This window comes from Arthrobacter zhaoxinii (genome assembly GCF_025244925.1).
Lineage (GTDB): Bacteria > Actinomycetota > Actinomycetes > Actinomycetales > Micrococcaceae > Arthrobacter_B > Arthrobacter_B zhaoxinii.
The window spans coordinates 329223-347809 of sequence record NZ_CP104275.1; the positions used below are offsets into that span (position 1 = coordinate 329223).

The following is an 18587-nucleotide window of genomic DNA, read 5'->3' on the forward strand; positions in this document are numbered from 1 at the left end:
ACGCACTATTCGAGGTTCGCGTGCCGGGGCCAGAGGTCCTCGGCCGGGGTGCCGTCGGCCTTCCAGAGGGTGTGGAAGACGGCGTCGAGCACCAGAAGCAGTGCCTGCTCGAAGAGGCTGCCGGAATACTGGCGCGATGCGGTGCCGCGGTGGTCGGTCTTTTGCGCCGCGGGGATAAGCACCACAGAGTGGGCCATCCCGGCCAGCGTCGACTCGCCGTCGGTGGTCAAAACGGCCACACGGGCGTCCGCGGAGACGGCAGCCTCCGCAGCAGCGACGGCACCGGCTGTGGTCCCGGAACCCGATGCAACCATCAGCAGGTCACCGGAGCCAATGGCCGGCGTCGTTGTTTCGCCCACGACGTGCACGGTGAGCCCGAGGTGCATAAGGCGCATGGCGTGCATGCGCAGCGCGAGCCCGCTGCGCCCGCCGCCGGTGACGAAGACGCGCCGGGCCTGCTGGATCTCCTTCACCAGACCGGCGAGCTGCTCTTCCTGCAGGCCGTCCGCCGCCGCGGCGAGCTCGTCCTGGATCAGGCGCAGGCTGGCCGGAACGGAGGGCTGTTGCGATGGTTCACTCACGCGGATCAGTCCGTGCTGATCTGGTGGCGGAAGGTGTCCCGGCGGGTGTGGAGGTCCCAGAGGACGCCGGCAAGAACGTCGGGATCCTTTTCCGGATCACCCTCGATGATGCGGCCGCCGATGATCAGCTGCGACACGTGGATGCCTTCCTCGGCGAGGACCTCGTTGAGGAGCTGCGCGTAGGCGGCCTGGCCGGCGAACGCCACCGAGGTTCCGGTGACGCCGCGTCCGGGCTTCACGGCCGATCCGCCGTTGACGAAGAGGATGGTGCCTCGGTTCCCGTCAAGGAACCGCATGCCGGGCAGCACCTGGTGGACTGCGGCGACCGGCCCGTAGATGGAGAACTCAACAGGACCCCTGAGGTCAGCCGCCGTCGTCTCGAGGACGGGCCGCATGAAGTCCTTCTGCGGAAGGGGGCTGTACTGCAGCACCTCGACGGGGCCCAGGGTTTCGGCCGCAGCCTCGAGGGCCGCGGCGATCGATTCCGGGTTGCGGACGTCGGCAGCGAAGCCCCGGGCCGGGATGCCGGCCTTGCCGAGGTCTTCGGCGAGGGCGTCCACCTTGGCCTGGCTTCGGGAGATCAGCGCAACGGAGAATCCCTCCGCGCCGAATCGTCGAGCGACGGCGGCACCGAGGCCGCGTCCTGCACCAATGATCGCGATTGTAGTCATGGGGGAGGTAACTGCTTAGGCCGCCGAATAATTCCGGAGTTTCGTTCCCCGGCGATGTCGGCCGCGCACAGGCGCAGCGCCGGGGCAGAAAAAAGGAACCGGCCCCGTTTCGCGGGAGCCGGTTCCTTTGGTTCGGCACTGTGCCGGAAACCGCTTTAGCCGACGGGGGCTACCTCGGGGACCTTCAGCAGGTCCTCCTTGGAGGGGCGGATCATGAAGTAGCCGATCGGAGCGGCGAGGAACAGCGCGACGCCGGCCCAGATGAACGCGGTGGAGTAGCCGCTGACGAGCCCTTCGAGCTGCGCGGCAGGCTGGCCGCCGTTGCTGCTCATGTAGGACGTGATGCCCGCCGTGTAGACGGCCGTGAACAGGGCGGTGCCGATGGACCCGCCGATCTGTTGGGTGGCCGAGACCGCGGCACTGGCCACGCCGGCGTCGTGCTCGTCGATGCCGGCCAGCGCCACGTTCTGCAGCGGGACAAAGATCATGGCGAGGCCGAGGCCCAGCAGGATCAGGCCGGGCAGGACCTCCAGCGCGTAGTTGCCCTCCACCGTGATGAAGGAAAGCCAGATCAGGCCGGCTGCGCCGACGACGGGACCCACCGTCATGGGGAGGCGGACGCCGGTGCGCGGCAGCAGATTGGACAGCGTGGCAGCGCCGATCATGATGGCCAGGGTCATGGGCAGCGACGCCAGACCGGACTTCAACGGCGAGTAGCCCAGGACAATCTGGAAGTAGAAGATCAGGAACAGGATGCCGCCCAGCAGGGCGGCGCCGGTCAGCGTGGACGTCAGGAACGCGCCGCCGCGGACCTTGTTGGTCAGCACGCGCAGGGGCAGCAGCGGGTTGGAGACACGGCTTTCCACGAACACGAACAGCGCGAGGATCAGTACGCCGGCGGCGAGGAAGGCAATGGTTTCGAAGCGTGCCCAGCCGTTTTCGGCCTCGGAGAAGCCGTACACGAGCGACGCGAGGCCGGCAACCACCAGGATGGCTCCGGGCAGGTCGTAGCGGGTGTTGCCGTGGGCCTTGCTCTCGCGGATCAGCGGCAGGCCGGCGGCCATGGCGACGATCGCGATGGGAACGTTGACCAGCAGACACCAGTTCCAGCTGGCGTACTGCGTGAGGACGCCGCCAAGCAGCAGGCCGATGGCAGCGCCGCCGCCGCCGATGGCACCGTACACGGCGAAGGCCTTGATGCGGTCCTTGCCGGAGGGGAAGGTGATGGTCAGGATGGCGAGCGACGCCGGTGCGAGCAGTGCGGCAAAGGCACCCTGCAGGCCGCGGGCCGCCAGGAGCATTTCCGTGCTTTCCGCAAAACCGCCGATGGCGGAGGCTACGGCAAACCCGACCATGCCCACCATGAAGGTGCGCTTGCGGCCCCAGTAGTCGGCAATACGGCCGCCGAGCAGCAGGAGCGAGCCGAAGGCCAGTGCGTAGATGGTGACCACCCAGGTGCGGTCGCCGTCGGACATGCCCAGTTCGCGCTGCGCGTCCGGCAGGGCGATGTTGACTATGGTGCCGTCCAGGACCACCATCAGCTGGGCCAGCGCCAGGACGGCCAGCAGCAGCCAGCGGTGCGGATGTGCCGAGTGGTCGACGGCGGCAGGCCGGGGCAGGCCGGAGGGGGTGGTGCGGTCCATAAAGGGGAAATCCTCATCAAACGAACTGGTTGGTTGGCTTAGCTAGACTACAGGTATGAGAACCGACGGTGAAGCCACGCGGGCCAGGATCCTGGCCGCAGCACGAGAAGAATTTGCCCGGTACGGCCTGGCCGGAGCCCGGGTGGACCGCATTGCCGAAGAGGCGCGGGCCAGTAAGGAACGGCTTTATGCGTACTTCGGCGGCAAGAGTGCGCTGTTCGCCGCGGTGCTGGCCGCCAATCTCCAGGAGACCACGGACCAGCTTCCCCGGGACGCGCTGGATCTTCCCGGGTTCGTGGGTGCCCTGTATGACCACGCGGTGGAGCACCCCGAGCATCTGCGGATGCTGGACTGGGCCCGGCTCGAGGGGGCACCGGAAGCGCTCGCCCCCTCCAGCCGCCCGGGGCCGGCGTCGGCCGATATTGCCGCCGCCCAGGCGCAGGGGATCATCGATGCTGACTGGGACCCGGATGACCTAATGACTCTGCTTTTTTCGCTGGCCACCGCCTGGGCGCAGTCCCCGGAACTGCTCTACACCGGCAAGACCGAGGATTCCGACGCCGCCCGCGAACGACGCCGGCAGGCCGCCATCACTGCGGCCTGCCGGCTTCTCGCACCCGCGAAGGGCGAAGCACTGCCTGCCTAGAGGTCGGTGCTCACCTTCCAGGATGAGTGGATGGCGCCGTGGATGTAGTTGACCTCGCCGGCGTCGCCGACGACGTCGCAGGTGATGTCCGCGGCCCGCAGCTCGTCCGCCAGCGGTGAGGCCGACGTCGTGCCGTCCGCGTAGACCACCATGTCCGCGGGGGCGGAGAAGCTTTCCCCGCCCACGGTCCACTCGACGCTCTTCTCGGTGATGCGGGTGATCGAGGCGTTGCGGTGGATCTTCACGCCGTGCTTTTCGGATTCCTTCACGGCTGTCCAGCGGCGCGGCATGGCCAGCGGCAGGCCGAGCTGCTGCTTTTCATGCAGCAGCGTGACCCGGCGTCCGCGCTCGGCGAGGAACTCGGACAGCTCCAGGCCCACGAGCGAACCGCCGATCACCACCACGTCCTTACCCATCGGCAGCCAGACCTTGGTGAACTGGCGGACGAACTCCGGGCTCTTGGTCACGCCGGAGAGGCGGCCGAGCTTGCCCAGGGTGCTCAGCACCGCGCCGGCCTCCTCAGCGGTGGCGGTGCCGAGCATCATGGCCCGCAGCGTGTCGCCGGTCTGCACAATCGGCAGGTCGCCGCCGGGGAAGTCCGGCTTGGGCCGGACGGCGCCGGTGGCCACGATCACGTGGTCCGGGTGCAGGGCGCGGATGGACTCCACGGTGGCCTTCGTGTTCAGCTTCACCGCGATGTTCAGGCGCTTAATCTCGGCCTTGAACCACTTCAGCAGGCGTTCGTTGTCCGGGGTGGTCATGGTGGAGAACCACATGGTGCCGCCCAGGCGGTCCGACTTGTCCACCACGGTGACCCGGTGGCCGCGTTCGGTCAGGACCCGGGCGCTTTCCAGACCTGCCGGGCCGGCGCCGACAACCACTACGTGCTTGGTGGCGGAGGCGGGCTTCAGCGGCAGCAGCGCCTCGTTGCCCAGCGCCGGGTTGACGGCGCAGAAGGGAGTGTCGTCGAAGAAGTTTTCCGCGACGCAGAGGTAGCAGTTGATGCAGGGGCGGACCTGGTCGAACTTGCCGTCGCGGAGCTTGTTGGGCAGTTCCGGGTCGGCCAGCAGCTGGCGTCCCATGGCGGCGAAGTCGATCTGGCCCGCGGCCAGGGCCTTCTCGGAAACCTCCGGCAGCATCCGGCCGACGGCGATCACCGGGACGGTGACGTGTTTCTTGATCTCGGCGGCGTTCTCCAGGTAGGCGCCGACCTTGTTGGGCAGCGGCCCGTCGGTGAAGTTGTCGAACGGGTTGCGGCCCCAGCCGGTGACATGGATGGCGTCGGCACCGGCGGCCTCGAACAGTTTCGATGCCTCGACCGCCTCGTCGAGGGTCAGGCCACCCTCCTGTCCGTATTCCTCGCCGGCAACGCGGACCAGGACGGCCAGGCGGTCACCAACCCGCTCCTTGACGGCGCTGATGACCTCGCAGGCGAGCCGGGCCCGGTTTTCCAGGGAGCCGCCGTATTCATCCGTGCGCAGGTTGTCCCGCTGGTTGAGGAAAACCCCGAGGATGTAGCCGTGCGCCACGTGGATTTCGATGGCGTCGGCGTCAGCCTTGGCCACGCGTTCGGCCGCATCGGCCCAGGTGGAGACCAGCCAGGAAATGTCCTCGGCCGTCATCTCGTGATAGGCGGTCTGCTTGCCGGCGGTCGCGGCGCCCATCTTGCCGAGTTCCTCGCGGGTGCTGTCGGCCAGGGCGGACATGTCGTAGCTGTAGTCCGGCTGGTTCGGGGCGAGCACCGGACGGTCATTGGCTACGTCCACGCGGGCTACCTTGCCGTGGTGCGTGGACTGGATGCAGAGCTTGCTGCCGGCGGCGTGGATGGCGTCGGCCAGCGCCTTGAGGCCGGGAATGTACTTGTCATCGGACAGCCCCGGCTCCTTCATGGACGCCGCACCGTGCGGGAAAGCGATGGCGCAGGCACCGGTGATGATCAGGCCGGCGCCTCCCGCGGCGCGGGCCACGTAGTGGTCGATTTCGGGCTGTTCAATCTCGCCGTGCTCGGAGACGTTCATGTCCATGGCCGGCAGGACGATTCGGTTGTGCGTTTCCATGGGGCCCATGCGCCCCGGGGCCATGAGGTGCGGGAAGGTTTTGGTATTCACAGGGGTATTTTAGCGTCGTTGTGTACACCGTAAACGCGCGGTCGCCGCCGGCCCGCATCCCGCTTGGCCGCTGCGGCTCAGGTGCGGCTCGCCCGCGGCGCTCCGATACCCGGGTCAATCTGGAACGGTCCGGCCGCCGACGGACGGACATCGAAATCGAAAATGGACGTCGGAATGTACACCGTCGAGCACGAGTTCGGGATGTCCACCACTCCGGACAGACGCCCCTCGATCGGTGCGGCGCCCAGCAGCAGGTAGGCCTGTTCGGGGCTGTAGCCGAACTTCGTCAGGTAGTCGATCGCGTGCAGGCAGGCCCGCTGGTAGGACAGGTGCGAGTCGAGGTAGCGCTGCTCGCCGTCGAGCGTCACCGAGGTGCCCGAAAAGGCGATCCACTCGCTGAACTGCGGTTCAACGTTCCCCGGCATAAAGACTGCGTTTTCGGAGACGCCGTAGGTCTCCATGCCGCCCTTGATGAGGTCCACCCTCAGGTCGATGAACCCGCCCATTTCAATGGCGCCGCAGAAGGTGATTTCGCCGTCGCCCTGGGAAAAGTGCAGGTCACCCACCGAGAGGTTCGCGCCGTCCACAAACACGGGGTAGAAAATCCGGCTGCCCTTGGACAGGTTCTTGATGTCCTGGTTTCCACCGTTTTCCCGCGGCGGCGCAGTACGGGCGGCCTCCGCGCCCACCCGCTCCCACTGGTCCCGGGGCAGGCCCCCAAGTACAGCGTGTTCGGCCTCCGGCGGCAGCGCCAGCGGCGGCACCCGGTGCGGGTCGGTGGCGATCAGGTCGCCTTCCCGCCGGTTCCACTTCGCCAGCAGGGCCGACGACGGAGCGGTTCCCATCAGCCCGGGATGGATCAGCCCGGTAAAGGAGACGCCGGGGATGTGCCGGGACGTGGCCGTCTGGCCCGTGAAGTCCCAGACGGCCTTGTAGGCGTCGGGGAACTGTTCGGTGAGGAAGCCGCCGCCGTTCTCCCGGGCGAAGATTCCGGTATAGCCCCAGCCCTGTCCCGCCAGCGGGCCGGTATCTTCCTGCGGAATGGGTCCGACGTCGAGAATGTCCACCACCAGCAGGTCGCCGGGACGCGCCCCTTCCACGGCAAACGGACCGCTGAGTTTGTGCACGGTCAGCAGCGGAGCGTTGAGGATGTCCTCGGCGGAATCGTCGTTGAGGATTGCGCCGTCGAACCATTCGCGGCAGTCCACGCGGAAGGACTCACCTGGGCGCAGCACTGCAACGGGCGGTATTTCGGGATGCCACCGGTTGTGCCCCAGCTTTTCCTGGTCCTCGAACTTCCGGGACGAATCAAGGGGAAAGACGGTCTTGGGCATGGCTTCTCCTTTGGAGTAGGAACAACCGGGGAATTAGTCGGGGCGGGGCAGCTTTCGGTGGAGCGGATTGGTGGTGATGTTGCCGGCCGGACGGGTGCCGGACAGCGGGTCGGGGGAGCGGACGACGGCGGGTTCCGCCGCCGAGCGCTGGGTGGACTCGATCAGCCGGTACGCACTGGAGGAAGCGCGCGAGAGGTTGGGTGCGGTGAAGCGACGGCGGGCCGGCGCCCCGCAGACGGGGCAGGGGAGGGAAGCGGGGGCGGAGCCCATGGCGAGCTGCACCTCGAAATCGGCGCAGGTGAACCCGGCTGAACCGCGGGCAGCGCAGCGATAGGCGTAGAGCGGCATGTCGAAAGCCTTTCGATCACCGCGGGAGCGCCATGGACTGGAAACAGCGGTGCCGCTCCGGCTTGCCCGACAGCCTAGGGACGGGGCCGGAGCGAGTCAACGGTAGATGCGCGATGGTGATATCGGGCGGCCGGAATTGTTTCTGCGAATTACCAGAATGAATTATAAAGGGATATAAGTATCGAGACTTTTGCTATTTCTGTCGATTGTTCAGGTGAGCCAAAGCACAATACTTTCGCGGCGCAGGGCTATCCGCGGAGCGTGGTTCGAGCGCTTTCGCTCGATTGGTCCTGCCGCGGTATCACTGCTATGCGGCCGCTTCTGCGATTGATCGAGAGGGCACCGCTGCAATCCATGATTTACAGTAATTGGCGCTTTATGCACTAAAGTTTAGCGTTATGAATTCCGAGTCTTCACCTCCAGAGCACGTCTCAGGCAGTACCGACGGGTCCAGCGTGTCCGGGTCTCCGGTGCACAGGGCTGCCGGCCGCCCTGTCGAGCGTGTCAAAAAAGCGCTGCGTACTGCTGCTTCCGCCCCAGCGCTCAGCCTCCATCCCGGGCTGGTCCCGGGCATCAGCGTTGAGGACACCGGGGTCAACTATCCGACCCGGCGCGGTGTGTTCATTTTTGCCATGGCCATCTCTCTCGCCGTTCTGGCGTGGGCGATTTTTGCGCCCGGCAACCTCAGTTCCGTGGGCACCGGCATACAGGGCTGGGTGGTTGTGCATTTCGGCTGGTTGTTTAACGCCACCATGGTTGCCGCCGCGATCTTCATGCTGGTGGTTGGCTTCGGGCCGACCGGCAAGATCCGGCTGGGGGCCGACGACAGCACGCCGGAGTACTCCACCACGTCCTGGGTCTCCATGCTGTTCGCAGCTGGTCTGGGCATCGCGCTGATCTTCTACGGGCCGATGGAACCGCTCAGCCATTTCCTTTCCCCGCCGCCCTCGACCGATGCCGAGGCCGGCAGCTCCGCCGCCATCCTGCCGGCCATGTCGACCACCTTCCTGCACCAGGCCAGTCTCGCCTGGATCATTTACGCCCTGGTGGGCGGCGCCCTGGCCTACGCCTCGTTCCGGCGCGGCCGACTGCCGCTGATTTCGTCGCTGTTCGAACCGGTCTTCCCCGACGGCAACAACCGGGTGCTGGGAAAGATCATTGACGTTTCCGCCGTGCTGGTGACACTGTTCGGCACCGCGACCTCGCTGGGCATCGGCGCGCTCCAGATCCGCACCGGAGTCTCGATCATCACGGGCCAGGAGCTGGGCAACGGCTTCGTCGTCGTCGCCATCAGCCTCCTGACGGTTGTCTTCACCATCTCCGCCGTCGCCGGCATCAAGAAGGGCATCCGGCTGCTCTCCAACCTCAATATGACCCTGGTCATTCTGCTGACGCTCTTTGTCCTTCTGACCGGGCCGACGTTCTTCCTGCTCGATCTGCTGCCGGCCTCGCTCATCGCGTTTGTCGGCAACATGCCGGACATGCTGACCGTCTTCGCCGGCCAGGGTGCCGAGCAGGAGGACTTCCTGACCGGCTGGACCACCCTGTACTGGGCCTGGTGGATCTCCTGGTCGCCGTTTGTGGGAATGTTCATCGCCAAGATCTCCAAGGGCCGAACCCTGCGCCAGTTCGTCACCGTCGTCGTCTTCGTTCCCTCGGCAATCTCCATCGCCTGGTACACGGTCTTCGGCGGCACCGCCATCTGGATGAACCAGAACGGGGTGGACCTGACCGTGAAGGACAACGGCGAGAACGTCATGTTCGATCTGCTGGCCAACCTGCCGCTCAGCTCGCTGACGCCCATCGTATGCATGCTCGCGATTATGGTCTTCTTCGTCACCGCCGCGGACTCGGCCGCCAACGTCATGGGCTCGATGTCCCAGTCGGGCCGGCCCGTGCCCTCGAAATCGGTGACCATCATCTGGTCGGCGGCACTCGGGCTGATCGCCTTGTTCCTGCTGCTGGCGGGGGGCCACAACGCCCTCTCGGGACTCCAGGCCATCATGGTGACCTGTGCCCTGCCGTTCACCATCATCCTCGTCGGCGTGATGGTGTCCTGGGCCAAGGACCTGCGCAACGACCCGCTGATGATCCGGCGCCGGTACGCGCTGGAGGCCATCAACGGCGGCGTGCGCCGCGGCATCGACGAGCACGGCGACGACTTCGTCTTCGGCACCGCGCACGTGCCGGAGGCTGAAGGCGCCGGTGCCGACTTTGAGAGCGACGACCCCGCCCTCACCGAGTGGTACACGGATAACGTGCAGAACCCGGACGTAGTGGAGGGCCCGGAGGAGGAGCATTCGGGCAAGGTGAAAGCCGGCGCCGTCGAATAACGCTCTTGCCGAACTGAAAGCGGAAGCGGGAACCACAGGGTTCCCGCTTCCGCTTTCGTCTACCCTGCCGTCGGGCTACGCGGGCCTTTACTTCGCCACAAGCTCCGGGTGGTGTAGTTGAGCCACCTGCGGGTGTGCCCGCAGCCAGCCCTTCAGGACATTGGCGCCGTAGGAGGCCAGCATGGGGTTGTCCGGATCATCGGAGATGCCGCGGGACTGTGCAGCCAGCTCGGCGGGAAGCTGCACGGGGTCGATCACCGAGTCCAGCCGCGGGGACCAGAAGAACGGGATGGCGTATCGGTCCACGCCCGGCGCCGGAGCCAGCACACGGTGGATGGTGGCGGAAAGGTAGCCCTGGGTGGCCACCTCAAGCATTTCGCCCAGGTTGACCACCAGCGCGCCGGGAATCGGTTCCACCGGGAGCCAGACATCCGACTCGTGCGGTTTCACTTCCAGTCCGCCCACCGAATCCTGCAGGAGCAGGGTGATGAAACCATAGTCGGCATGCGCGCCGACACCTTGGGTGCCGGCTTCCTTCACCACGCCGCCCACGTAGTGGATGAGCTTGGCCATCCAGGCCGGGGTGTCCTCGAAGGGCTCGGCGAAGTGGTCCTCGGGCAGTTCCAGGGACACCGCGATGGCACTGAGCAGTTCCGCCCCCACCCAGCTCATGGACTCGGCCCAGTCCATGGCGGTGGCCCGAAGTTCGGGGAGTACCTGGTCCGGGAACTGGTTGGGCCCCTGGACCAGCCAGTACGGCTGGTCCGCCGGGTAGTCCGCCACGGGGGCGCGCTCGGGACCGAAGTCCACCTGCTCCCGGGCATCCGGGCGGCCCTTGGTGATTTCGGTGCCGAGCCGGGTGTAGCCGCGGAAGTGCGGGGAATTGCGGTTATCCAGGGCCAATCGGTCCTCGAGCGGCAGGTCGAAGAACCGCTTGGTGATGTCGAACAGCTCCTCCACCCGGGCCTGCGCGGCGCCATAGCCGACCAGCTGGAAGAAGCCGATCCGGTGTGTGGCATCACGCAGTTGGTCGATGAACTCGGGATTGAAGGAGCCGTCGGCACTGCGTGCCGTGCTCAGGTCGAGGACGGGGATTGACTCTGGAATAGCGTTCATAGCGGCAAGCTATCACCGGGCCTGTCAAGTCGAAACCAAATGTTACGAAGTGCTATGAATCACGTCCCGGCGTTTCATCCCAGCCGGCCGGGCTGCCGGAAATTGGGTGTTCCGCCCGGGATGGGATGCAATAGAAACAGGTCTATCGAAAGGGACACCCGTGGAGAACGACGCCGTGAACGACAACTTGTACGACATTCCCCTCACCATGCTGGACGGCACCGAGACCACCTTCGGAGAGCTGTTCCGCGGCAAGGCCGTGCTGGTGGTCAACGTGGCCTCGCGCTGCGGATTCACTTCCCAGTACGAGGGGCTGCAGGCGCTCTACGAAACGTACGAGGAACGGAACTTCAGCATCCTCGGCGTGCCCAGCAACTCCTTCGCCGGACAGGAGCCGGGCACGAACGAGGACATTGCCGAGTTCTGCTCGCGGAACTTCGGCGTCACCTTCCCGCTGACCGCCAAGACCGACGTCAACGGACCACACCGGCACCCGCTCTACGCCCTCCTGACCCGGTTCCATGACGGGGAACTGGGCGATGACATCGGCTGGAACTTCGAGAAATTCCTGATCACCGACAGCGGTGAGGTTGTCGGCCGCTTCGCGTCCAAGGTTGCCCCCGGGGCGCCGGAAATGCAGGAATCAATCGAAGCGGTCCTGCGCCTGGAGTAGGCGGGGCCGGGCGGAACGGCCTGGACAACGACGGCGTCGTCCAGGCCGGGCCGGCTTAGTTCCGGAGCGCGTTGCCTTCGGCGTCCAGATAATCCCGCCAGGACCGCTTCGGCTGCCAGCCGAGTAGCTTGCGGGCTTTTGCGCTGGAAATCCCGGAGGCATCCGGGCGGTCGAGGCCGCGCAGCTGAATCTGGTCGCCGTAGTTCTCCGACAGGATCTGCGCAAAGTCGTGGCCGCCGACGTTGTCGGGCGAGGCGATGTAGAAAAGCTCGTGGCCGGGCAGGTCCGATTCGGTGGCAAGCACAATGGCGTCGGCCAGATCGTACACATCCACATAGCTCCACAAACCGGGGCTCAGTACCGAACTGTCCCGGACCTGGGGCCCAAGGTTCAGTTCGTAATTACCCTCGAACTGCACCCAGCTGGGCCGGATGGAGATGCACTGGATGTCGGAGCGGGCAACCGCGGCGTCCATCAGCTGTTCGCCGAAGTGCTTCGAGAGCGCATACGGGTCCTGGGGGTGCACCGGATGCTCTTCGTCCACCGGCGCGTAGTCCGGGAGGAAATCACGTTCGGGGAAGAAGAACCCGGGCACGGTTTCACTGGAAATGTAGACGAAGCGCTTCACTCCGAAGCGGACAGCGGCTTCCAGGATGTTGAACGTGCCCATGAGGTTGTTCTGGAAAACGACATGGGCGGGGTGGCCGGTGGGTTCCGGAATCGCGGCCACGTGCACCACGGCCTCCGCACCGCGGACGACGGCGAAGGCCTGGCCCGCGTCGGTGAGATCGGCCTTCATGTACTGAGGGGCTCCCGGCAGCTTGCGTTCGAAACCGGGCTGCGAGAGGTCGGTGGTCATGACCTCGTGCCCGGCGTCCAGCATGGCTTGAGTGACGGCGCGGCCTACTTTTCCGTGGGCGCCGGTAATGAGGACTTTCATGGATTCTCCTGGGGTTGCTGAGGATGCCGACAATACCGCCAACTACGGCCGGGCATTGCCTTTATTTCCCCACAAGCTCCGGGTGGCACATCTGGGCCACCTGCCGGGAGCGGCCTAGACGACGACGGCGTCGTCCGCCGCTTCCCCGGCCGCCATGGCCACCCAGCGTTCAAAGAAGGCCGCGCCGGCGTCGTCGTGGATCAGCGATCCGGCGGTCAGCACCGGATAGGGCCGTACCGGGACGCCGTCGGCCGGCCGTACATCAACGTGCGCGACGTCGTACCCCAGCGCGTGCAGTTCATCGGCCATGGCGTAATCGGTGCGGGAATCGCCGACCGTCCGCCACATCTGCGGAACCGGTGTTCCGTCGGCTTCCAGCAGGGACAGTGCGCGGCGGGCACCCAGGTCCTTGCCCACGCCCATGGCTTCAATGTCCGTGGAGATGATGGTCGGATCAATCCGGAAGGCCACCGCTCCGGAGGCGTCCGGGATCGAGTGCTCCAGCCGCCGGCCGCCCATCCCGGCCAGGGACATCTGCTCCAGGGCGTCGGCGTCGAAGCGGCGCTGGTCGGTGAGGTAGTCGGCGTTGTCCACTTCCACGTGCTGCTCCACGGACACCATGGCCAGCTTCGTTTCGTCGAAGAACATGGTTCCGGAGTACTTGGCGGCCACCAGGTCGCGGATGGCTTCGGCGTAGTCACCGGGGACCTTCAGCTCAGGATCCACCTGGGACTGCTGCGGACCGGCTCCGTCGAAGGAGAACCAGACGGCGCCCTTTTCGCAGACCGCGTGCAGCAGCACCCCCTCCGGCAGCCCGGCGGCCATCATCGGCTGCATGACCTGCTCGCGGATAAAGGCATCGGACCGGCCCGTGTTGAAGATGACCGGCCAGCCAGCGTTCGCCAGGGTCACCAGGTTCCGGATGATGGAGGGACGGACGCTCCGGGAGACGGGGCTGGCCACGGGGCCGTCGACGTCGAGCAGGAGACCGATTCGGGCAGCAGAGGTGTTCACCTCCCCAGTATCCCGTGTCCGGAGGCCGGACCGCATTTTGAGGTCACGGACACGGAAATAAGGGGATATTCGGAGGTTTTGAGCGCGGCGCGCCCGAGCACCTCTGTTTCTTTGGTTGCGGATGTTCTCTACTCTGTATTAGTGATCTTCAAAGCTGTTGGCGACATACGCCCCTACCCTGACCATGGATACGTGACCCCGAAGGACTGGGCAGCGGTACCTCCCCGGCAGGTGCGCCTGGATGACCTGGTGACCACGAAGGCCACGCTGGACCTCGGTGCACTGCTGGCCGAGGACTCCACCTTTTTCGGAGACCTGTTTCCGCACGTTGTCCAATGGAAGGGAACTATGTACCTCGAAGACGGACTGCACCGGGCCGTAAGGACGGCATTGCACCAGCGGACCATACTGCACGCACGCGTGCTGGTCCTCGATGACTAAGGAACCCCCCGAGGGGCGTCACCGCGGCAACTCCGCGAAGAACGATCCGCGGGAATGGCACGGGCACCGGATCATCACCGGCGGTGAGCTTGGAGAGGTGTTCGCACCCACCGACGAGCCGGAGCTGGTACGGCGTGCGAAGCGGCGCAGGCGGCTGCACAACTCGGTGGTCGGGTTCCTCGCGGTCCTCGTGCTGCTGGCGGCGGTCCTGGCACAGGGATTGATTTCGGGGTGGGTACGGCTGCCGAGCGCAGCACCCGATACCCCGGTGGGTCCGGTGGACGAATGTCCGGCCGGGCCTTTTCCGTATCTGGACCCCGGTACCGTGACGCTCAATGTCTACAACGCGACCGCGTCGCCGGGCCTGGGCGGAATCGCGGGAAGCGCCCTGAGTGAGCGCGGTTTCCGGGTGGAGAACGTGGGCAACAGCAGTGTGAACCGAGCCGGCATGACGGCGCTGGTGGTGTCGGGTAGTTCCGGCCTCGCCGCCGCCTACACGGTGCAGCAGCATCTTCCCGGCACCGACTATGTGCTGGATGAGCGGACGGATGCCTCCGTGGACGTGGTCATCGGTTCCGCTTACGAGGGCCTCACCCCGCCGGAGCAGGCGGTTGACGCTGGCCCGGGTGCGCTGAGCTGCCCGGGGTCCGCGACGCCGGACGAGTAAGGGTGCCGTCGTCCTGCTGTGTCCGGCCGGCGTCGAGCGGGAAGGGGCTGCCCTGGCTCCCTAGCATCCGTCCGGGCCGCAGGCCGGTCCGTCTACTGACGCCGGCGTCAGGTTCACCAGCGGATGGGATTCCTGCCAGGCCTGTTCCAGGGCCGAGGAGAACAAGTCGGCCGGCTGCGCGCCGGAAATGCCGTACTTGTCATCGAGCACAAAGAACGGAACGCCGCTGATCCCGAGGGACCGGGCCTGCGCGATGTCAGCGCGAACGGCGTCGGCGTATTCATCCGTGGCCAGCATTGCCTTCACCCGGTCAGCAGACAGGCCGATACCGGTGCCGATCTGCACCAGGTCTTCAGCTGCGCCGATGTCCATGCCCTTTTCGAAGTGGGCCGAAAGCAGCGCTTCCTTGGCGGCGTCGGCACCCTCCAGTCCGGCTTCAGCGCCGGCGAGGTGGATCAGCCGGTGGGCGGAAAAGCTGTTGGCCACGACGAGGGAGTCGTAGTCGTAGGACAGTCCCTCGCCGGCGGCCTGGACGGTGACCTGATCCAGCATGCCGGCGAGCTGCCCGGGGTCGATGCCCTTGCGCTCGCTGAGGTATTCGACCTCGGTACCGTCAAAGTGTTCGGGCAGGGACGGGTCCAGCTGGAAGCTGTGCCAGCGGACCTCCACTTCGTCCCGGTGCGGAAAGCGGGCCAGCGCGGTCTCGAAGCGGCGCTTGCCGATGTAGCACCACGGGCAGGCAATGTCGGACCAGATATCAATCTTCATATCCGGTGCAACGCAGAAAGGACCGGGAGCCATTCCCGCGGGGGATGCGGTAATGACTCCCGGTCCTTGCCGAGGCGGATACTGAAGCGGTATCCGCCTCACCCCTCAGGGCTAGGCCGCGGCCAGTTCCTGCGATTCATGCAGGAACCGGGCGTAGGCAGGCACGGTGAGGAAGGTGGGGAAATGTTCCCCGCAGGCGACTTCCTCAAAGAGCTCGCGGGCGTCGTCGAAGCGGTCTCCGTCGAAGCGCTGCAGGTTCGTGAACTCCTCGTCGAGCAGCTCCTGGACCCACTGGTGCGTGACAATCTCGCCTTCGTCGGTCACGGCCGAGCAGTGGATCCACTGCCAGATCTGCGAGCGGGAGATTTCCGCCGTGGCAGCGTCTTCCATCAGGTTGTTGATGGCGGCCGCACCGTTGCCGCGCAGCCAGGACTCGATGTAGCGGATGCCCACCTCGATGTTGCTGCGGATGCCGGCCTCGGTGATGACGCCGGGGGTGGCAGCGATGTTGAGCAGTGCCTTGTCGTTGGGCACTACGTCTTCGCGGGTTTTTTCCAGCTGGTTGGGGCGGTCGCCGAGCACGCCGTCGAACACCTCCATGGCCACCGGCACCAGGTCCGGGTGCGCCACCCACGATCCGTCGAAACCGTCGCCGGCCTCGCGGGTCTTGTCGGCGCGCACCTTCTCCATGGCGACGTCGTTGGCTGCGGCGTCTTTGCGGTTAGGGATGAAGGCCGCCATGCCGCCGATGGCGTGGGCGCCGCGGCGGTGGCAGGCGCGGACCAGCTGCTCGGTGTAGGAACGCATGAACGGTGCGGTCATGGTGACCATGTTGCGGTCCGGCAGCACGAACCGGGGGCCGCGGGTGCGGAAGTTCTTGATGACCGAGAAGATGTAGTCCCAGCGGCCGGCGTTCAGCCCGGCGGCGTGGTCCCGCAGTTCGTAGAGGATTTCCTCCATCTCGAAGGCTGCGGTGATGGTTTCGATCAGGACCGTGGCACGGATGGTTCCCTGCGGCATGCCGAGCAGGTCCTGGGCGAGGACAAAGATGTCATTCCAGAGCCGTGCCTCGAGGTGGTTTTCAATCTTGGGCAGGTAGAAGTACGGTCCGCGGCCCTGCGAAATGAGGCGCTGGGCGTTGTGGAAGAAGTACAGGCCGAAGTCCACGAGGCCACCGGCGATCGGGGTGTTGTCCACCAGCATGTGCTTTTCCGGCAGGTGCCAGCCGCGGGGGCGGACCACGATGGTGGGCAGATCGGTGAGGGACGTGCCCCGCACCCGGTACTCCTTGCCCTCCGGGGACGTGAAGTCGATGCGGCGGTCCAGGGCGTCGCGCAGGTTCAGCTGGCCGTTGACCACGTTGGACCACGACGGCGTGGAGGAGTCCTCCATGTCCGCCAACCAGACCTTGGCGCCGGAATTCAGTGCATTGATGGTCATTTTCCGGTCCACCGGGCCGGTGATTTCCACTCGGCGGTCCTCCAGCCCCGGCGCCGTGGGGGCCACCCGCCAGGAGTCGTCCTCGCGGATGCTGCGGGTTTCGGCCAGGAACGCGGGGTCGGCGCCGTTGGAAATCTGCTGGCGGCGGGCCTGCCGCTGCTGAAGGAGTTCCTGCCGGCGGGAGGCCGTGGCCCGGTGCAGCGCCTTGACGAAATCCAACGCCTGCGGGGTGAGGATTTCCTCCTGCCGCCGCACTGCGGGTGCGGTGAGGGAAATGCCGTTCAGGGTGATCGGGTCATTCATGGCGCTCTCCTTGGGATCTTTCAAGACTGAAGGGTGATGCTGCGGGGGCGCGGCTGCGGCTGCAGCCGCGCCCCCGCGGGACCGCGGTAAGCGGGACAGCGGTTTAGTGGAACTGGCTGGACTCCGTGGAACCGGCCAGGGCCAGGGTGCTGCCTTCGGGGTTCAGCGCGGTGGCGATGGCGTCGAAGTAGCCGGTGCCGACTTCGCGCTGGTGCTTGGTGGCGGTGTAGCCGCGGGACTCGGAGCCGAACTCCTTTTCCTGCAGTTCCACGTAGGCGCTCATGCCGGAGCGGGCGTAGCCGTGGGCCAGATCGAACATGGAGTAGTTCAGGGCGTGGAAGCCGGCCAGGGTGATGAACTGGAACTTGAAGCCCATGGCACCGAGTTCGCGCTGGAACTTGGCGATGGTCTCGTCGTCGAGGTGCTTCTTCCAGTTGAAGGACGGGGAGCAGTTGTACGCCAGCATCTGGTCGGGGAATTCGGAGCGGACGGACTCGGCGAACTTGCGGGCCAGCTCCAGGTCCGGGGTGCCGGTTTCCATCCAGATCAGGTCCGAGTAGGGGGCATAGGCCTTGGCCCGGGCGATGCAGGGTTCAATGCCGTTGCGGACCTTGTAGAAGCCCTCGGCGGTGCGAACTGGCTCTCCGTTTTCACGGATGATGAACTCCGAGTCCCGCTCGTCGACGTCGGACGTGATCAGGGTGGCTGCCTCGGCGTCGGTGCGGGCGATGACCACGGTGGGGGTACCGGCGACGTCGGCCGCGAGGCGGGCGGCGTTCAGGGTGCGGATGTGCTGGCCGGTGGGGATGAGGACCTTGCCGCCGAGGTGGCCGCACTTCTTCTCCGAGGCAAGCTGGTCTTCCCAGTGCACGCCGGAGGCACCGGAGGTGATCATGGCCTTCATCAGTTCGTAGGCGTTCAGCGGGCCGCCGAAGCCGGCCTCGGCGTCGGCCACGATCGGCACCAGGTAATCCTCGACCGTGGAGATGCCTTCGGCGAATTCGATCTGGTCTGCACGCAGCAGGGCGTTGTTGATGCGGCGGACCACGGTGGGAACCGAGTTGGCCGGATAGAGCGACTGGTCCGGGTAGGTGTGGCCGGAGTTGTTCGCATCGGCGGCTACCTGCCAGCCGGAGAGGTAAATGGCCTTCAGACCGGCCTTGACCTGCTGGACGGCCTGGTTGCCGGTGAGGGCACCCAGGGCATTGGTGTAGCCGTCATCGCCGGCGTTGCGGAGCTGGTCCCAGAGCTTTTCGGATCCGCGGCGGGCCAGCGTGTGCTCCTCCTGGACGCGGCCCCGCAGCTTCACGACGTCGTCGGCGGTGTAGTCGCGCTCGATGCCGTCCCAGCGGGGATTGGTCTCCCAGTCGGACGTGAGCTGTTCGGCGGTGGGGGCGGTGTTCTGGTCCTGGCTCATTGCTTGTATCTCCTTGAAGTTCATCCCTGCGAACCGGTCCGCTTCAACCGGAATTTCGTGCTGTGAACTAAGCCTGTGCCAACAACAACCCCTCTTCTAGGGTTTATCTCTGGAAAGAAACGCAGTTCTTCGCGTAATCTGAAA

Annotated in this window: 17 protein-coding genes; 5 read left to right on the top strand and 12 right to left on the bottom strand. The window is 66.0% G+C overall.

From position 1 onward, the window contains the following. Positions 1 to 5: 5 nt before the first annotated feature. The 3 genes from hxlB to N2K95_RS01650 all read right to left on the bottom strand — a co-directional run bounded on the left by hxlB (position 6) and on the right by N2K95_RS01650 (position 2895). Positions 6 to 587, bottom strand: a complete 582-nt coding sequence (gene hxlB / locus N2K95_RS01640) for a 6-phospho-3-hexuloisomerase (RefSeq protein ID WP_407080129.1) — start codon at positions 585 to 587, stop codon at positions 6 to 8. Continuing rightward, on the bottom strand, positions 587 to 1252 hold the full coding sequence (locus N2K95_RS01645; protein WP_260652631.1) for an SDR family NAD(P)-dependent oxidoreductase: 666 nt from the start codon (positions 1250 to 1252) through the stop codon (positions 587 to 589). Before N2K95_RS01645 ends, hxlB begins: the two co-directional genes overlap by 1 nt. A gap of 155 nt (positions 1253 to 1407) precedes the next feature. Next, entirely contained in the window at positions 1408 to 2895 is a 1488-nt protein-coding gene (locus N2K95_RS01650; protein WP_260652632.1) for an MFS transporter, read from the bottom strand. Positions 2896 to 2950: 55 nt separating this feature from the next. On the opposite strand from N2K95_RS01650, the gene N2K95_RS01655 reads away from it, so the two are divergent. Continuing rightward, positions 2951 to 3541 carry a TetR family transcriptional regulator gene (locus N2K95_RS01655; protein WP_260652633.1) on the top strand — a complete coding sequence of 197 codons (591 nt, stop codon included), beginning with the start codon at positions 2951 to 2953 and terminating at the stop codon, positions 3539 to 3541. Here N2K95_RS01655 and N2K95_RS01660 read toward each other — a convergent pair. The 3 genes from N2K95_RS01660 to N2K95_RS01670 form a co-directional block, all read right to left on the bottom strand. Continuing rightward, on the bottom strand, positions 3538 to 5649 hold the full coding sequence (locus N2K95_RS01660) for an NAD(P)/FAD-dependent oxidoreductase (RefSeq protein ID WP_260652634.1): 2112 nt from the start codon (positions 5647 to 5649) through the stop codon (positions 3538 to 3540). The genes N2K95_RS01655 and N2K95_RS01660 overlap by 4 nt on opposite strands. A 77-nt stretch (positions 5650 to 5726) precedes the next feature. After that, complete coding sequence (fmdA, locus tag N2K95_RS01665; protein WP_260652635.1) at positions 5727 to 6983, bottom strand: formamidase; 1257 nt, start codon at positions 6981 to 6983, stop codon at positions 5727 to 5729. A 33-nt stretch (positions 6984 to 7016) separates the two neighbouring features. Further along, a complete protein-coding gene (locus tag N2K95_RS01670) occupies positions 7017 to 7331 on the bottom strand; it encodes an FmdB family zinc ribbon protein (RefSeq protein ID WP_260652636.1) in 315 nt (104 codons plus the stop codon). Positions 7332 to 7963: 632 nt separating this feature from the next. Here N2K95_RS01670 and N2K95_RS01675 point away from each other — a divergent pair. After that, entirely contained in the window at positions 7964 to 9664 is a 1701-nt protein-coding gene (locus N2K95_RS01675) for a BCCT family transporter (RefSeq protein WP_260652637.1), read from the top strand. Between the two features lie 87 nt (positions 9665 to 9751). Here the strand turns inward: N2K95_RS01675 and N2K95_RS01680 are convergent, their stop codons facing one another. Next, positions 9752 to 10780 carry an isopenicillin N synthase family dioxygenase gene (locus N2K95_RS01680; protein ID WP_260652638.1) on the bottom strand — a complete coding sequence of 343 codons (1029 nt, stop codon included), beginning with the start codon at positions 10778 to 10780 and terminating at the stop codon, positions 9752 to 9754. 175 nt (positions 10781 to 10955) lie between these two features. On the opposite strand from N2K95_RS01680, the gene N2K95_RS01685 reads away from it, so the two are divergent. After that, positions 10956 to 11453: a glutathione peroxidase gene (locus N2K95_RS01685; RefSeq protein WP_407080108.1), complete on the top strand. Its 498-nt coding sequence runs from the start codon at positions 10956 to 10958 to the stop codon at positions 11451 to 11453. A 55-nt stretch (positions 11454 to 11508) separates the two neighbouring features. On the opposite strand, the gene N2K95_RS01690 is transcribed toward N2K95_RS01685, so the two are convergent. Both N2K95_RS01690 and N2K95_RS01695 read right to left on the bottom strand, forming a co-directional pair. Then, positions 11509 to 12393 (bottom strand): NAD-dependent epimerase/dehydratase family protein, encoded by an 885-nt coding sequence (locus N2K95_RS01690; RefSeq protein ID WP_255793716.1) that lies wholly within the window; start codon positions 12391 to 12393, stop codon positions 11509 to 11511. Positions 12394 to 12507: 114 nt separating this feature from the next. Continuing rightward, positions 12508 to 13443: a Cof-type HAD-IIB family hydrolase gene (locus N2K95_RS01695; RefSeq protein ID WP_260652639.1), complete on the bottom strand. Its 936-nt coding sequence runs from the start codon at positions 13441 to 13443 to the stop codon at positions 12508 to 12510. A gap of 105 nt (positions 13444 to 13548) precedes the next feature. Here N2K95_RS01695 and N2K95_RS01700 point away from each other — a divergent pair, with 105 nt between their 5' ends. Then, entirely contained in the window at positions 13549 to 13848 is a 300-nt protein-coding gene (locus N2K95_RS01700) for a type II toxin-antitoxin system VapB family antitoxin (RefSeq protein WP_255793714.1), read from the top strand. Next, the gene (locus tag N2K95_RS01705) at positions 13841 to 14515 is read left to right on the top strand and encodes a LytR C-terminal domain-containing protein (protein ID WP_260652640.1); all 675 of its coding nucleotides are present in this window, start codon (positions 13841 to 13843) and stop codon (positions 14513 to 14515) included. Before N2K95_RS01700 ends, N2K95_RS01705 begins: the two co-directional genes overlap by 8 nt. 60 nt (positions 14516 to 14575) lie before the next feature. Here N2K95_RS01705 and N2K95_RS01710 read toward each other — a convergent pair whose 3' ends face one another. From N2K95_RS01710 to aceA, 3 genes are all read right to left on the bottom strand, one after another. Then, positions 14576 to 15283, bottom strand: coding sequence for a DsbA family oxidoreductase (locus N2K95_RS01710; RefSeq protein WP_260652641.1), 708 nt, complete (start codon positions 15281 to 15283; stop codon positions 14576 to 14578). 111 nt (positions 15284 to 15394) lie between these two features. After that, positions 15395 to 17026 (bottom strand): malate synthase A, encoded by a 1632-nt coding sequence (gene aceB / locus N2K95_RS01715; RefSeq protein WP_260652642.1) that lies wholly within the window; start codon positions 17024 to 17026, stop codon positions 15395 to 15397. 103 nt (positions 17027 to 17129) lie between these two features. Further along, positions 17130 to 18443, bottom strand: coding sequence for an isocitrate lyase (gene aceA, locus N2K95_RS01720; protein ID WP_260652643.1), 1314 nt, complete (start codon positions 18441 to 18443; stop codon positions 17130 to 17132). Between the last annotated feature and the right edge of the window lie 144 nt (positions 18444 to 18587).